The following is a 14,153-nucleotide window of genomic DNA, read 5'->3' as shown; positions in this document are numbered from 1 at the left end:
GCTGCTCAGAACCGCCAGGTAACGCTGACGGAGACGTTGTAATCGATGGCATGACTCATGCCTATCGTGGGCGATACGCCGCCCGCATCTGCGACATAGTTGATCGTCGGTACCTTGTTAATGTAATTCACGCCGGCGTCCAGGCCGACCTGCAGATTCTCCGTGGGCGCGTAGCGCAGCCCGGCGCCAACGCCGGCAAGCAAGCTGGCGTCGTCGCGCGTCTGGGAGACAAAGTCGAAGGCGCCCGTCGATACGCTCGGCAGAACTGCGGAATAATGGCTTCGATAGTGGGAATGCAGGTAGGCCCCGCCAAATCTCGCATCGAACGAGACACTGAGATCCGGTTGCAATGCCTTGGCTACCGAGAGCTCAGCCAACGCCCCGACATAACGTGCATTAAGTTCATCGTCCTGCGCGACGCTGACCTGCGGAACCACGACACCCGGATAGTTCGCGGTAATTTGGAGTGTCCGACGAAAATCCACGTCGCGATCGATGGACCTATACATCGGGCCAAGCTTGGGCGTGATCGTCCAATCGCCTTGAAGGTCGATCGGAGCGCCAAGCAGCAGTGTCTGATCGATGACTGTGACGTCCTCACTGCGCTCGTCGACGATTGAGCTGTTGCTGAGGTCGCCGGTAGCTCGGAGAGTCATACCAGTGTTGTCGGCATAGGCAGCATAGGCCGCGGCACTTTGTGTGTCACCGTTGGTGAGGAGCGCGGCAAAGGTGCCGCCCGTTATCGAGCTTTTCGAAGCAAACTGAGTCACACGTCCGCCCGCGGGTGAGGAGCTTGAAATAAGTGTGTTGGCTGTCGCGCCTGCACTGTCGTTGACGGTAACATTAACCGTCGCAGCGGCTGGTAGCGTGCCCGTTGGTGACGCAAATAGCGTGCTGACGTTGCCGTTCGCGGAATTGCCATAGATCAAGTTCAGTGAATTTTGCCCGGCAAGGCTCGTTCGGTCCGTGGAGTTGGAAGAAAGGTCTGAGATGCTGCCGTTCCACTCCAGGACCAGCGGCTGCGATCCTATCTGGCCGAGCGGCACATCCAGGCTGATGCCAAAATTCGGGCCGTCGTCAACGACCCTGCTGTCCCCGCTTCCGAAGAAATCGGGCCGACGCGAACCCCAACTTGGCAAGCTCAGCCAGTTGATGCCGACCCCGAGCTGCAAGGTTAGTGCGGCGTCCTCGTTCTGCGCAGCCGGCGCGGGCTTGGTGTCATCCGCAGCCGCAATGGATGTGGTGGTCGCAAGGTTTGCCAAGGCCACAGCGAGGACAGCAGCCAGTTTGTGCGACCGAACAGCCAGGCAGATTCGCATTCCCTCGTCACCCCAAGACAGCCGCCGACACACGTCGACGCGACGCACCGAGGTCTATTACTATTATAATTTAGTATACAATCAATTAGCGGCCGTTTCGCTTGCCGGGAAGATCGTATGAACGGTGCATAAATGTCACGGCACCGACACCACGCAGAGCTTTTCGCCGTTTGGACCATAGACAGTCAGCCGGGCGCTCCATCCGTTCGGCGACACGGAGATAGTTGACCGTGAAAGCGCAAGCCGTCCCGGGTCATCCTTCTGGAAATCGCCGCCTTGAACATTGCTTGAGGTGTTGCCGTTGGAATTCGAAAAAATCTCGAATTGATAGCTTCCTTCGCCGCGACCGTTGCTTTCGATCGTCGGGACCAGAGTCATGACACCTCCACTCTCCTTATGATGCTCTATAATGCAGTGTACGGGCGGGAGGGCCGCAATCATTGTAGGACTCCGAGCAAAAGAGGTCAGCGGCAAGGCCGCTGACCTTCAGGGATACTCTGTTAATGCTGGACGGTCGTGGAGCTGTTGCCGACGCCGGACTGAACGGTGAGCGAGTTGTTGCCGAAACCGCTCTGGATGGTGGCGGAGACGTTTCCTAGGCCCGCTTGCACGGTAGTCGAGTGGTTGGCGATGCCGTATTGGGCTGTACCGGATACGTTGTATGCACCGAACTGAACGGTTGCCGAGTGGTTCGCAATACCGGATTGGCCGGTAAAGCTGAAGTTCCGGAAGCCCAATTGGCCAGTACCGGCGACGTTGCCCCAGCCGCTTTGAGCTGTGATGGACTGATTATCCGCAGCGAATACGCCGGAGATCGACGAAAGAGCAAACACGGTTGCAATTACTAGGCCCTTGATTTTCATTGTATCTCTCCTCTTCCTCCCGCCGGAATTGACGGTTGAGAGACACTACCGCATCGCCATTCGCGCGAGGGTTTCAAAGCTTGCCTAACGGAATGGGGAATTTCCCTGCTTCAGCCAAGGAACATGGTGTCGCTTAGTGATGTGGGAGGTGGCAAGTGTATTCGCAGCTATGTCAATAGTGATACTTGCCAGAAAAATAGGTTGGAGAACTATAGTTCCGAAGAGGTTCGGCTCGTGCGACAAATCGCGCGACGACATACGCTTTACAATGGTTCGATACAAGCGATTTGTAAAGAACGGCACGGATGCGAGATCCTCCATCTCTTCCATCCGACAGTTGCTGCCTGCTCCGCCAGGCGGTTGATGAAGGCGATGATCTCGGGGTTGTGTGTGGCTTTTGCATTTTTCCAATCCTTTCAAGCCAGGGTCATGCCGCCGTCGACGTGAAGCTCGATCCCATTGACGAAGCTTCCTGCATCGGAGGCGAGAAACAGTGCGGCGCGCGCCAGCTCCTCCGTCCGCCCCAGCCGGCCTGCGGGGATAAGCGAGGCCATGTAGTCTTCGAATGCCGGGCGTTCTGCTTCCGATACGCCGAGCTTGCCGAGGATTTCGGTCTCGACCGGCCCCGGGCTCAGGATGTTGACGCGGATCCGCCGCGACTTGAATTCGATCGCCCAGTTCCTGGCAAAGGCGGCGACGGCGGCCTTCGACCCGGCATAGACCGTATGATTTGGGAGGATCTTCGTGGCCGCGAGCGAGCTCGTCACGATGATGCTGCCGCCGCCGCGGATCAGCGGCGAGATTGTCTGCACGCCGAAGAATACGCCGCGCGTATTGATGGCGAAGTGCCGATCATAGTCTTCGGGCGTGACATCGGCGGACGCGGTAAGGTTGATAACACCGGCATTGGCCACGTAGATGTCGATTCCGCCGAAGCTCCTCTTCACGATATCCGCCAACTTGCTGTGATCTTCGAGGTCGGCAACATCGCCCACGAAACCAATGGCTGAATAGCCGATGTTCTTCACGGCCCGATCGACGACATCCTGCCGCCGGCCGGTGATGATGATCTGCGCTCCCTCTTCCGCGAAGAGCTGTGCGGTCGCTTTGCCGATGCCGCTATTGCCACCGGTGATGATGGCGACCTTGTCTTTAAGGCGTTGCATTGCTTATCTCCTTTTCAACAAGAGATGAGATAAGCGTTGCCTCCCGGCGTCATTAGATCATGAGCGGGCACATGATCTGTGCCGCGGAGGTGCAAGTGGCAAACCTGCTGAACGAGACGTCGGGATTGATGGCTTTCGTAAGGACCGTGGAGGCCGGTTCGTTCAGCGCGGCCGCGCGTGACCTGGACACGACTCCGTCCGCCGTGTCGAAGAGCGTGGCGCGGCTGGAAAAGAAGATCGGCGCGCGCCTATTCCTGCGCTCCACCCGTGCCCTCACGCTGACCCAGGACGGTCAGATTTTCTTCGACCGCGTTGCGCCGCTATTGCGGGATCTGGATTCGAGTGACGAGGCGATCAGGTCCGATGCCTCGCCGTCGGGCCGCTTGCGCATCAGCATGCCCAGCGAACTGGCGCCTCTTCTGCTCCCGCGTCTCTTTTCGAGCTTTGCCGCCGACCATCCGAACCTTCATCTCGATATCGGTCTCACGGATCGGTTCGTCGATCTGATCAGGGAGGACTATGACGTCGTGCTGCGTGCAGGTAGATCCCTGGAGGGTGATCTGATCGTGCGCCGCCTGGCCGACCTGCCGATGGCGATCGTCGCATCTCCGGCTTTTCTTGAAGCCTGGGCCAATCCCACCAGCGACGAAGCCCTGGCAGCGTTGCCCTTTGCCCGATATGCGCCGGGCGGCGTGATACAGCCTTTGCCCCTGGCGGATGGGAAGAGCTTCATTCCGTCAGGGCGCGTGGATTGCGACTCGGGAGCAGCGCTCATTCAAGCTGCGCTCGGCGGGTTGGGGGCCGCCTATGTTCTGCGATGCCTGGTCGCCAAAGAACTAGAATCCGGTGCGCTTGTCGCCGTCGAGTCGGGGATAGGCTTTCCCAAGCTTCCATTCAACGCGCTGCACGCGTTTGGCCGCACGGTGCCGCTGCGAGTAAAGTTATTCTGTGACTTCATGGCCCGCGAGGCAAAAGCCATCGAAGCGATCTAACCAACGGCGCATCATCGCCAATGCCGGCATCTGTTCAGCCAACTCAAAATTTCGAGCCACCCGCCTCCCGCATCGCAGTCGGCAACGTTTCCCATGCCCTGATCAACTCTCCGATCGAGCCGGCGCCCATCTTGCGCATGACGTTGGCGCGATGCAGCTTCACCGTCACTTCGCTGATGCTGAGGTCGAAGGCGATCTGCTTGTTCAGTCGCCCGCGTGCGACTTCGCGTAGGATTTCGCGCTCCCGGTGCGTCAGTGTCTCCAAGCGCTCGAGATTGCGCTTGACGACAACAGCCTCCGCGCGCCGCGCCACATCGAGCTCAATCCCGGCGATCACCGCATCGAGCAGCGTCTGATCCCGCACCGGTTTGGTGAGAAAGTCCACCGCGCCGGCCTTCATGGCCTGCACCGTCATCGGGATGTCGCCGTGTCCGGTGAGGAAAATGATTGGCTTGAAATTGCCGTTTTGCGCCAGATGGTGCTGCAGATGAAGCCCGCTTGCTCCCGGCATGCGCACATCGAGGATCAGGCAACCTGGGCTGTCCAATATGTCGGCGTCGAGCACTTCTTGGGTTGAGGCGAAATCGACTGACCGGAAACCCGCCGAAAGAATCAACTCAGACAAAGCCTCGCGGACAGCCGCGTCGTCATCGACGATGATGACGATTGGCTGCTCGGCATCATTCTTGTGCTGTGGTAACAGCGGCGCCGATCTCCGCGGCAGTTGTTCAACTCTCATGTCACCCTCCATTTTTCGATTTTTGCAAAGCGTCTGCGATGGCTACGAGCAGGGCAGGGGCGTCGAAAGGCTTGCGGAAAAAACCGCTGATGCCTTGGGCGCGGCCGTGGTCCGCGATTTCATGGCGGCCGGTGATCAGGAAAACCGGCAGTTCCGGACGCGCCTTCTTCACGATGTCGCGAAGTTCGAAACCGTCCGTGCCGGGCATGCCAATGTCCGTTATGAGAAGGTCGAGGTCCGAGAGTCCGCGAACCAGCAAGTGCCCGGCCGAACGGAAGCAGCAAGCCGTATAGCCGGCGGATTCCAGCAGTTCCTCCAGCGATTCGAGCAGCCTCGGATCGTCATCGATGACCGCGATGGTCGGTCTTGTTCGCTCCATGACTAATTTCCTCCCGCGCGGCGCGAGTGGGTGATCGGTATCTCCAACCTCTCCGCAATACGCACGAGATCGGCGAGCGATGCTGTTCCCATTTTCTGCATTACATTCCTTCGATGAATTTGCAGCGTGACTTCGCTGATCCCCAGTTCCGATGCTGCCTGCTTGTTGAGGAGACCACTGACCACGAGCGGCAGCACCTCGCGCTCCCGTGGGGTCAGCTCCAGATATCGCTGCCTGAGCAGGCTCAGTTCGGCCCGCTCCGATCGCTTTTCCCGATCCTGGGAAATCGCCGTGTGGACCGCTGCCATGAGGTCCGCATCGCTGAAGGGCTTGGTGAGGAAGTCCACCGCGCCATGCTTGATCGCCCGCACCGACGACGGAATATCGCCGTGTCCGGTGATGAAAACGATCGGCGGATGATCGCCTTCGGCGATCTGCCGTTGCAGTTCGAGGCCGTTGATATCAGGCAGTTCGACGTCGAGGATAAGGCAGGCAGGGACATCCGGTTTCTCGCCGCCGACATATTCGCCCGCCGACCCGAAGGCGATGGTGTGTATGCCGTGGGTCTCGAGGAGTTCGCCGAGCGCCTCCCGAATGCTTTCATCATCGTCCACGATGAAAACAACATGGTCGTCCGTCGTCATGAGGTCTCTTTCGCTGCAATTGGTAAGGTGAAAATGAACCGCGCGCCGCACGGTTCATTCTTCTCGGTCCACAAACGCCCGCCATGCGCCTCGACGATCGATCGACTGATGGCCAGTCCCATACCCATCCCGTGCTGCTTCGTCGTGAAGAAGGGCTCGAACACACGATCGGGAGATTCGACGCCGCGTCCACGATCGCTGATTTCCGTCTCAACCTCGCTGCCCGCGCGATGCGCATGCACCTCAAGGACTTTTTCGCCTTCAACGAGATCCATGGCATCCATGCCGTTGCGGAAGAGATTGATGAGGACCTGTTGAATTTGGATGGAATCCAGTGTGACGGCAGGAAGGTCGGCATCGACATGAAAGTCCATGCGAATGCGGCGTCGGGCGGCCTCCTCGGCCATCAGGCCACGCGCTTCGGCTATGACGCTCGAGAGCGTCGCGCGGCTCCTTGTCTCCGTGGATTGCTTGAACAGGGCCCGAATGCGGCTCACGACATCGGCGGCGGCGTTCGCGTCACGGATCAGGCGCTCGATCACGGTGTTGGCGCGTGCTACGTTCGGAGGCTCGAACGACAGCCAGCGATGGCAGGCATGCGAGTTGGCGACGATGGCGGCCAGCGGTTGGTTCACCTCATGGGCGATGGATGCCGAGAGCTCCGCAAGGCTTGCCGCCTGCGAAGCGACCGCTAGCCTTTCCTGCGTCCGGCGCAATTCCTCTTGGGTGCGCACGTCGTCATCGATGTCGAAGCTCACGCCGTACCATTGCAATATGTTGCCGTTTGCATCGCGAAGTGGCTCGGCTCGCCCGTTGATCCAGCGATAGACGCCGTCGGCCCGTCGTTGCCGGTATTTCATCGTGAAGGTGCTGCCCGTTGTAAACGAGTGCATGAGAGCTTGCCCGACTGCGGAGGCATCGTCCGGATGGACGGAATTCTGGATCGCCATCTGCAACCGGGTGGCTTTGGGAGAACTGAGATCGGTCAATGTCAGGCCGACATACTCGGCCAATCGCCTGTTCAGGTAAGACGGCTCGCCATCGGCCGCCGCTGCCCAGATCTGTACCGGGAGGGCATCCACGAGCCGTCTCAGCTGCGACTCGCTCTCCCGAAGAGCTTCCTGCGCCCGCATCTCATCTTCGATATCGATCGAAACCTGGTACCATTGCACGATCGCGCCAGACGCATCGCGCAAAGGCTGCGCGCGGGCCTCGATCCAGGGATAGGCGCCGTCCTTGGTACGCCGCCGAAAACGATTCACGAAAGGCGTTCCTGTCGCAAAGCCATCCAACGCCCTCCGCAGCATGACCGGGAGATCGTCAGGGTGAGCCAGATGCCGGGCCAGCCCCTCAAAATCCGTGACGTGATCCGGCACCGCTCCAACATTGTCCAGGTATCGCTTGCTGGCGGAGGTGAGCTTGCCCTCGGGATCGTAGCTCAGGATGTTGATGGGCACTGCGTCGATCATCTGCTCCAGTTGCCGCTTGCTGTTGCGCAGCGCCTCTTCACTCTGCAACTGATCATCGATGTCGTGGCAGAGGCCGTACCATTGGGCGATGCTACCGTCCTGATCTCGCATCGCTTCGGCGCTTGTCGCCATCCACCGATACGTGCCGTCAGCTCGACGCATCCGCCATTTCATGGAAAGTGGCTCACCACTCGCCAGGGAGCGTTGGAACGCGTCCGCAACCTCAACGGCATCATCGGGATGAATCGCGGTCTCGATAAATGCGTCGAGCCGGCTCATGTCCGGCTTGTCCAGGCCCGCGACATCCAGGCCCAGGTAGTCGACAAGTCTTTTGTTGAAAAAGACGGGCTGGCCGTCTGGTGAGATCCGCCAGAGATAACTCGGGACCATGTCCACGAGGAGCGACAGTTCCTGTTCCCGGCTGCGCAATGCAGCTTCCGCACGCTTGTGTTCGGTCAGATCGAGAATGTACGCAACTCCTTGTCGAGACTGCCCTTCGAAGCAGGCCGCCCCGATCAAGACCGGCACTCGACTGCCATCCTTCCTGAAATACTCCTTCTCCCGGGCTTGCATCTTGCCCGTCGCCGCAAGTTCTTCCGCCTCTTCGCGGGCATGCACGGTCTGCCATTTGGGAGGCGTTATATCGAACCACCGAAGGCCGGCCTGCACATCCTCCCGTTCGTACTGGATCATACGGAGAAACGCGTCATTGGCGTCGATGACTGTTCCGTCCAGATCCCATATGACGATCCCGATAATGTCTGAATCTATCAGTCGCCGGATTCTGGCTTCGCGCTCGGCTATGTCGCTGTAGAGGCGCGTCTGATCGTCTATGTCGTGCGAAAGGCCGTACCACTGGATGATCTGCCCCTTTTCGTCCCGCATCGGCTCCGCCCGGCCTGACATCCATCGATAGACGCCGTCTGCGCGACGCAGGCGGTAGTCCATCGCGAAATGCTTGCCGGTCGCAAGGCTGTCACGGAGTGACTTGGCGAGCCCCGGTGTGTCATCGGGGTGGATAGCGGCGTTGAGGATCGCTGCCATCTGGCTCGTATCCAGCTTGCCGGCGTCGGGCCTATCCACACCCAGGAAATCCATCATGCGCTTGTTGAAGAAACTCGGCTCGCCGCTTGGATTAAGTCTCCAGAGCAGGCTCGGCACCATGTCGACGAGCTGCGAGAGCTCCCGTTCCCGGTCGCGCAATGCCTCTCGCGCGGTCACCAGATCATGTATGTCGACGCTTACCGCGTACCAAGCGAGGATGGCGCCTGACTCGTCGCGCAAAGGCTCTGCGCGACTCTCTGTCCAGCGATAGGAGCCGTCGCGCCGTATGTGGCGATAGTGCACAAAATAGGGCGTGCCGGTCTCGAATGCGTGGGTGCGCACCTGCGCCCTCATGGCCCTGTCGTCCGGATGGATGACGTTTAAAGGGAACGCCGGCGTCCCGCCGTTGGCGGTAAAGTCCTCAAGAGTGGCGCCAGTTACGTCCGTGTACCACTTGTTGAGGTAGGTCGGCGTTCCTTCAGGGGTCGTGGTCCAAATCATGGCGGGCACGGCGTCGATCAGCTGCTGCAGCTGCCGCTCCCTGTGCCGCAACGCGTCTTGGGCGCGCACTTCGTCGTCGATGTCGATGGAGATGGCGAACCATTGCACAATCGCGCCGTTTTCGTCGCGTAGCGGTTCTGCTCGGCCATCGACCCAGCGATAGACGCCATCGGCACGGCGCATGCGATACTTCAAGGAATAGGGCTCTCCGGTGGCGACGGAACGACGGACCGCTTGCAGTAGGACGGGTGCATCATCCTCGTGGACCAGGGTTTCTATGTTCGTCGCCAGCCGGCTCGTGCCCGGCTTGTTCAACTGATCCAGGTCAATCCCGAAAAAATCCACCAGACGCTTGTTGAAGAAGGTCGGTTCGCCTTCCGGCGTCAGCCGCCTGATGTGGACCGGGACCATGTTCACGATTTGCAAGAGCTCCCGCTCCCGGTCGCGCAGGGTCTGTAGCGTCAGCTGATGCTGCCGGGATATGGCAGCAACGATGAGCGCGGAAAATGCCGAGATCGCCAGGAAGAGCTGCAGCATGATCTGGTTGTGGCGCTGGGTCTCGGCATCGCCGGCAAATTGGCTGGCGCCAGATATCGTGAATGTCGCCGTGATCAGTGCAAGAAGGGCCAGCGTAACGGCGGCACCCTTGAATTCGAAGCGCACCGAGGCCCAAAGAAGTGGCGGCATGATGATGTAGGCGAAGGGCAGAAAGCCACTCAGCGAAAGGGTGGCGACGCCGAGCAGGATTACCCCCAGAACGCAAGCCTCCGCCCACCGCGCTGCTGAAAACTCGGCCTTGCCACCCCAACTCTGGAACACGACAAGTGCGAGCGGCGCCACGATCAGGACCCCGGTGGCATCCCCGATCCACCACAGAGCCCAGGCGTCCAGCAAGGTTTGCGAAGACATGCCGAACCAGACAAGCGTCGCACTTCCGACCGTTGCGCTCAGCATTGGTGCAATTCCTGCGCCGACGACAACGAATGCGACAACTTCCTGCAAGGTTTCCAATCGAACCGACCCCTTCAAGGTTCGGTTCACGAGCCATGCGCCGAGCGTGGCTTCGAGCGCGTTGCCCGAATAAATAAGGAAGGCCACAGGCAGCGGACTATGGAACCACAGGACATTGCCAAGCAGTTCCGCCAGACCGCCCGCCAGCACCCACCACGGCCAGCTCCACATGGGAGCGAGGATCAGAGTCGCAATGAACAGTCCGCTCGGAGGCCAGATGGAGATGCCCGTTCCGGGCACGATTGCGAGCGCCTGAGCGAACCCGCAGCCCAGGACATAAGCCAGAATAAACAGGCCGAGATGCAGGAGTTGCGGGCGATACGACCAGACGCGCGTCATTGGGGCTCCTGCAAGGTACAATAGTCCGGGATCGTCAGCCTTTTGTATTGAACTTGTTGTCAATCCCGGTGCTGGCGAAGCTATGCCGCACCCTAATCGCGCCACTGCACCGCCGCAACTTATGGAAATCCATATGTTGGTGGCGATGCTGCCGCGGAGCCGAAGGAAACCAGGCCCAGAGGAATGCGCCCGACCTGAGGGCCGGCAGCAAGATGTGCCAGCCGAGCCCCCCAGGCAAATCCTATGCGGGAAGGAAATGCCGCATCGAAAACCCTGTAACGGTTCCTGTCTCAGTCCAGAAGTGGGAGGGGAGTGGTCGGCTCGTCGAAGTCCGTCGACCGGCTGATCTTGTCCCAATAGAGAGCGGCTGCGGATCGAACCGCATCGCTTTGGGCAATCCGTCCCAGGGCATCGCTTCCGAGGACGAGTTGTTCAGGCAGATCATCCTGGCGCGAAAGATCGAAGATGACGACGGCCACCTTGTCGGGGTCGCCGGGCTCGGTGCCGGCATAGCCCTCGGTCATCCTCATGATCGCGCCGATGGTCGGTTCGTATTCCCGCAGCAGCGGCGGGACGTGGCCACGGGCAACCCGCGTCCAGTTCGTGCGGATGCTGCCAGGTTCGATGGCGATGGCCTTGACGCCGAACGGCTTGACCTCCTTGGCGAGCGAAGCGGTGAAACCGCTCACCGCCCATTTGGCGGCAGTATAGGCGGTCGATCCGGGACTGCCGAAGCGCGCCGAGCTGGACGAAATATTGATGATATGCCCTGATTTTTGCCGGCGCATCACGGGGAGCGCCGCGCGCGTCAGATTGACCACACCGTAGAAATTGGTGTCGATCTCCGCCTTGAAATCATCTTCCGAGACCTGTTCGAAGGGACTGAGATGCGCGTAACCGGCATTGTTCAGCAGCACGTCGAGGCGACCGAACCGTTCCATCGCGGTGTCGACTGCTCCGCGTGCTGCTGGCGCATCCGTCACATCGAGTTCGATGAGTTCCACCTGCTTGCCGTAGCGGCGCACAAGGTTGAGAAGGCGGTCGACGTTTCGGGCCGTCGCGACGAGGTTTTCGCCGCGCGCGAGCACGAGTTCGGCCGTGCTCAGGCCGATCCCGCTGACGCTGCCGGTTATGAGCCAGGTCTTCGACATGTTGGATTTCCTTAAAGGGCGATGATGGAAAGGGCTTGAATGGAAACGGCGCGGCCTTGCCGCGCCACCGATCGTCCAAGTTACGAGCGTCAGGCCTTGAGGAAGGCGAGCAGGTCGGCGTTGACCTGGTCCTGATGTGTGGCGGTGATGCCGTGCGGCGCGCCGGGATAGTAGATGTCCTTGGCGCCCTTGATCAGCCGGGCGGACTTGACGGCGGAATCCTTGACCGGAACGATCTGGTCATCCTCCCCGTGCAGGACGAGCGTCGGCACGTCGAACTTCTTCAGGTCTTCGGTGAAGTCGGTTTCCGAGAATGCCTTGACGCATTCATAGGCGTTCAGCAGGCCGGCCTGCATGCTCCAGAGCCAGAACTGGTCGAGTGTGCCCTGGGAGACGTTTGAGCCCGGTCGGTTGGCGCCATAAAATTGCGGGGCAAGGTCGCGGTAGAATTGCGAGCGATCCTTGACGAGGCCGGCGCGGATCGCGTCGAACGCTTCGATCGGCAGGCCTTCCGGATTGGCCTCGGATTTCACCATGACCGGCGGCACGGCGGCGATGAGCACAGCCTTGGCGACACGCTTCGTGCCATGCCGGCCGATATAGCGGGCGACTTCGCCGCCGCCGGTGGAGTGGCCGACCAGCGTCACGTCCTTGAGATCAAGCGCCTCGATCACTGCGGCCAGATCGTCGGCGTATCCGTTCATGTCGTTTCCGGATGTCGGCTGGCTGGATCGTCCGTGGCCGCGGCGATCGTGCGCCACGACGCGGAAGCCGTGCTGGGCGAGAAAGAGCATCTGGCCGTCCCAGGCGTCGGAGTTCAACGGCCAGCCATGCGAGAAGGTGACGACCGGACCGGTGCCCCAATCCTTGTAGTAGATTTCCGTGCCGTCCTTCGTGGTGATCGTGCTCATGGCTTGCTTTCCGTGATTGATGGTGGCGGGGAGAGGCTGCTTTGGCGTCTTGGCAGCGGCAACCGCGGGCAAGCCCATGGCGATCCCGGCGGTGAGGCTGCCGAGCAGAGCGTCGCGGCGTGAGACACTGACAGTCAATGGGTTTGAAATATCGCGCATTTTCTATCCTTCGCGGTGATTGACATGCGACGGAGGATGGCGACCGGCGGCCTGGAAAACCATTGGGCGGAAGCATCTGAGGACTGTGCGAAAGTCTAGGTGACCGCATCGAACGATTAGGGCGGTTGCTCGCACCGAGGCGTTCACGACGCAAAACACGCGCTGATGAAGCGCCCGTTTTCTTGCTGGTCTATGTGCGGTGTGGGTTACCGATAGGGGCCCTGCGATGTAGTGGTGAGTGCAGGCCTTTGCAGATCCTCCTGTTCGAAGTGCACGTCCGTCGCATCGAACATGGCGATCATTCATCGAAGGGCGCATTTGCCACCAGATCGACTGAGGAGGTCGGCACTTTGTAGCCAGGAACCAGGCGCTCTCCGAAATCCCGTACGAAGTTGTCGTACGTCGTTTCCGGCTGTGTCGCGGCGATGTGGCAAAAGCACAGGGTCATCTGCCGCTTCATCCCAAGCCGCGGAAATTCGGCGGCGATCGCCTTCATCTCAGCCGAGGGAATGGAACTGTAGTGCAGGCCGACGACGTCGAGGCAGACGCCGGCTGTGCAGAGTGCGACCTCGGCTTCCTTGTAGAGGCCGATCGACGGCGTCGAGTTGAGCGCGACGCAATCCCAGATCTGTTGGGCGCGATACTTGTCGAGCCCCGCTTCCGTCGCAAATCCGCGCGCCAGATCCGCGGCCTCCACCTCAAACCGCCGTGGTCCCGCAAATCTCTCGTTCAGCGTTATGTCATGCAGCAGCGTGCCGACGGCCAAGACTTCCGCGTCGTGCTCGATGGCATGAAGCTGCCCGATCCGCTCGGCAAACAGCCAGGAGCGGACAACGTGGTTGAAGAGATAGGGCTCGCATGCCTTTCGCGCATGCTCAAGCGCGCGATCGACGATCGGCGTCTGGGGGACCGAAATTCCGGCAAGTGTTCGCATTGCTGTCGCGCTCATGGGCCCAAGCCTTGTTGATGTGAGTCTCTCGAAATATCGGCGGGTGAGGGCTGCGATGTCAGGCATTGGCCGGACATCGCACAGGTTTGTCTCACTTGTCGTCGATCGTTATGTTCTTCTCGTCGGTATCGACGACGAAGACCGCAAGCAGGCGTGCGGGTTCTGTCTTGCTTGCATTCTCGCTAACGGCGTGGTGATCGCCCGGAAACTCCGAGAAGCTTTCGCCGGCATGGTAGGTCGTGACCGGGCCGCTATTGACCTGACTGCTGATTGCGCCTTCGAGGACCGTTGCATAGATGAAGGCTGAGTTCGGATGCGTGTGGGCAGGCGAGGTGCCGCCCGGCGCATACTCGACCAGCACGCCCTTCATGCTCTTGCCGGGCACGTTGGGAAGCTTCTGGTCGTAAACGATGGTGACTTTCGCGTCACCGGCGGAAGTGTCATGCGCGACGGCGGCGCCGCCGAGGACGGCCGTCAATGCGGTTGCCGCCATAAAGGTCCGGAACATGTCGTTCTC

At 60.2% G+C, this 14,153-nt stretch carries 13 protein-coding genes; 1 reads left to right on the top strand and 12 read right to left on the bottom strand.

From position 1 onward, the window contains the following. Positions 1-5: 5 nt before the first annotated feature. From AS026_RS27840 to AS026_RS27820, 4 genes are all read right to left on the bottom strand, one after another. On the bottom strand, positions 6-1,319 hold the full coding sequence (locus tag AS026_RS27840) for a hypothetical protein (RefSeq protein ID WP_062373414.1): 1,314 nt from the start codon (positions 1,317-1,319) through the stop codon (positions 6-8). A gap of 135 nt (positions 1,320-1,454) precedes the next feature. Continuing rightward, a complete protein-coding gene (gene csgH, locus AS026_RS27835; protein ID WP_062373409.1) occupies positions 1,455-1,760 on the bottom strand; it encodes a curli-like amyloid fiber formation chaperone CsgH in 306 nt (101 codons plus the stop codon). 59 nt (positions 1,761-1,819) lie between these two features. Continuing rightward, the gene (locus AS026_RS27830) at positions 1,820-2,182 is read right to left on the bottom strand and encodes a hypothetical protein (protein WP_062373404.1); all 363 of its coding nucleotides are present in this window, start codon (positions 2,180-2,182) and stop codon (positions 1,820-1,822) included. Positions 2,183-2,598: 416 nt separating this feature from the next. Continuing rightward, positions 2,599-3,348 (bottom strand): SDR family NAD(P)-dependent oxidoreductase, encoded by a 750-nt coding sequence (locus AS026_RS27820; protein WP_062373396.1) that lies wholly within the window; start codon positions 3,346-3,348, stop codon positions 2,599-2,601. A gap of 59 nt (positions 3,349-3,407) precedes the next feature. Here AS026_RS27820 and AS026_RS27815 point away from each other — a divergent pair, with 59 nt between their 5' ends. Then, a complete protein-coding gene (locus tag AS026_RS27815; protein WP_062373392.1) occupies positions 3,408-4,340 on the top strand; it encodes a LysR family transcriptional regulator in 933 nt (310 codons plus the stop codon). A 43-nt stretch (positions 4,341-4,383) separates the two neighbouring features. On the opposite strand, the gene AS026_RS27810 is transcribed toward AS026_RS27815, so the two are convergent. From AS026_RS27810 to AS026_RS27775, 8 genes are all read right to left on the bottom strand, one after another. Then, positions 4,384-5,079, bottom strand: coding sequence for a response regulator transcription factor (locus AS026_RS27810; RefSeq protein ID WP_062373389.1), 696 nt, complete (start codon positions 5,077-5,079; stop codon positions 4,384-4,386). Position 5,080: 1 nt separating this feature from the next. Continuing rightward, positions 5,081-5,458: a response regulator gene (locus AS026_RS27805; RefSeq protein ID WP_062373386.1), complete on the bottom strand. Its 378-nt coding sequence runs from the start codon at positions 5,456-5,458 to the stop codon at positions 5,081-5,083. 2 nt (positions 5,459-5,460) lie between these two features. Beyond that, a complete protein-coding gene (locus AS026_RS27800) occupies positions 5,461-6,102 on the bottom strand; it encodes a response regulator transcription factor (RefSeq protein ID WP_062373382.1) in 642 nt (213 codons plus the stop codon). Then, positions 6,099-10,466, bottom strand: a complete 4,368-nt coding sequence (locus AS026_RS27795) for a PAS domain-containing protein (RefSeq protein WP_062373379.1) — start codon at positions 10,464-10,466, stop codon at positions 6,099-6,101. The genes AS026_RS27800 and AS026_RS27795 overlap by 4 nt, the downstream gene beginning before the upstream one ends. Positions 10,467-10,756: 290 nt before the next feature. Continuing rightward, entirely contained in the window at positions 10,757-11,617 is an 861-nt protein-coding gene (locus AS026_RS27790) for an SDR family oxidoreductase (protein ID WP_062373376.1), read from the bottom strand. A gap of 89 nt (positions 11,618-11,706) precedes the next feature. Next, entirely contained in the window at positions 11,707-12,687 is a 981-nt protein-coding gene (locus AS026_RS27785) for an alpha/beta fold hydrolase (RefSeq protein ID WP_062373373.1), read from the bottom strand. Positions 12,688-12,985: 298 nt separating this feature from the next. Next, complete coding sequence (locus AS026_RS27780; RefSeq protein WP_062373370.1) at positions 12,986-13,636, bottom strand: HD domain-containing protein; 651 nt, start codon at positions 13,634-13,636, stop codon at positions 12,986-12,988. Positions 13,637-13,727: 91 nt separating this feature from the next. Further along, positions 13,728-14,144, bottom strand: a complete 417-nt coding sequence (locus tag AS026_RS27775) for a cupin domain-containing protein (RefSeq protein ID WP_062373367.1) — start codon at positions 14,142-14,144, stop codon at positions 13,728-13,730. Between the last annotated feature and the right edge of the window lie 9 nt (positions 14,145-14,153).

Origin of the sequence: Rhizobium altiplani (assembly GCF_001542405.1) — a bacterium.
In the GTDB taxonomy this organism is placed as follows: Bacteria; Pseudomonadota; Alphaproteobacteria; order Rhizobiales; family Rhizobiaceae; genus Rhizobium; species Rhizobium altiplani.
The sequence above is the reverse complement of the archived record's forward strand: the minus strand, read 5'-3'. Positions and strand labels throughout refer to the sequence as shown.

Coding starts and splice junctions, on each gene's coding strand:
- AS026_RS27840 (WP_062373414.1), bottom strand. CDS start 1,319: ATGCGAATCTGCCTGGCTGTTCGGTCGCACAAACTGGCTGCTGTCCTC.
- csgH (WP_062373409.1), bottom strand. CDS start 1,760: ATGATTGCGGCCCTCCCGCCCGTACACTGCATTATAGAGCATCATAAG.
- AS026_RS27830 (WP_062373404.1), bottom strand. CDS start 2,182: ATGAAAATCAAGGGCCTAGTAATTGCAACCGTGTTTGCTCTTTCGTCG.
- AS026_RS27820 (WP_062373396.1), bottom strand. CDS start 3,348: ATGCAACGCCTTAAAGACAAGGTCGCCATCATCACCGGTGGCAATAGC.
- AS026_RS27815 (WP_062373392.1), top strand. CDS start 3,408: ATGAGCGGGCACATGATCTGTGCCGCGGAGGTGCAAGTGGCAAACCTG.
- AS026_RS27810 (WP_062373389.1), bottom strand. CDS start 5,079: ATGAGAGTTGAACAACTGCCGCGGAGATCGGCGCCGCTGTTACCACAG.
- AS026_RS27805 (WP_062373386.1), bottom strand. CDS start 5,458: ATGGAGCGAACAAGACCGACCATCGCGGTCATCGATGACGATCCGAGG.
- AS026_RS27800 (WP_062373382.1), bottom strand. CDS start 6,102: ATGACGACGGACGACCATGTTGTTTTCATCGTGGACGATGATGAAAGC.
- AS026_RS27795 (WP_062373379.1), bottom strand. CDS start 10,466: ATGACGCGCGTCTGGTCGTATCGCCCGCAACTCCTGCATCTCGGCCTG.
- AS026_RS27790 (WP_062373376.1), bottom strand. CDS start 11,617: ATGTCGAAGACCTGGCTCATAACCGGCAGCGTCAGCGGGATCGGCCTG.
- AS026_RS27785 (WP_062373373.1), bottom strand. CDS start 12,687: ATGCGCGATATTTCAAACCCATTGACTGTCAGTGTCTCACGCCGCGAC.
- AS026_RS27780 (WP_062373370.1), bottom strand. CDS start 13,636: ATGAGCGCGACAGCAATGCGAACACTTGCCGGAATTTCGGTCCCCCAG.
- AS026_RS27775 (WP_062373367.1), bottom strand. CDS start 14,144: ATGTTCCGGACCTTTATGGCGGCAACCGCATTGACGGCCGTCCTCGGC.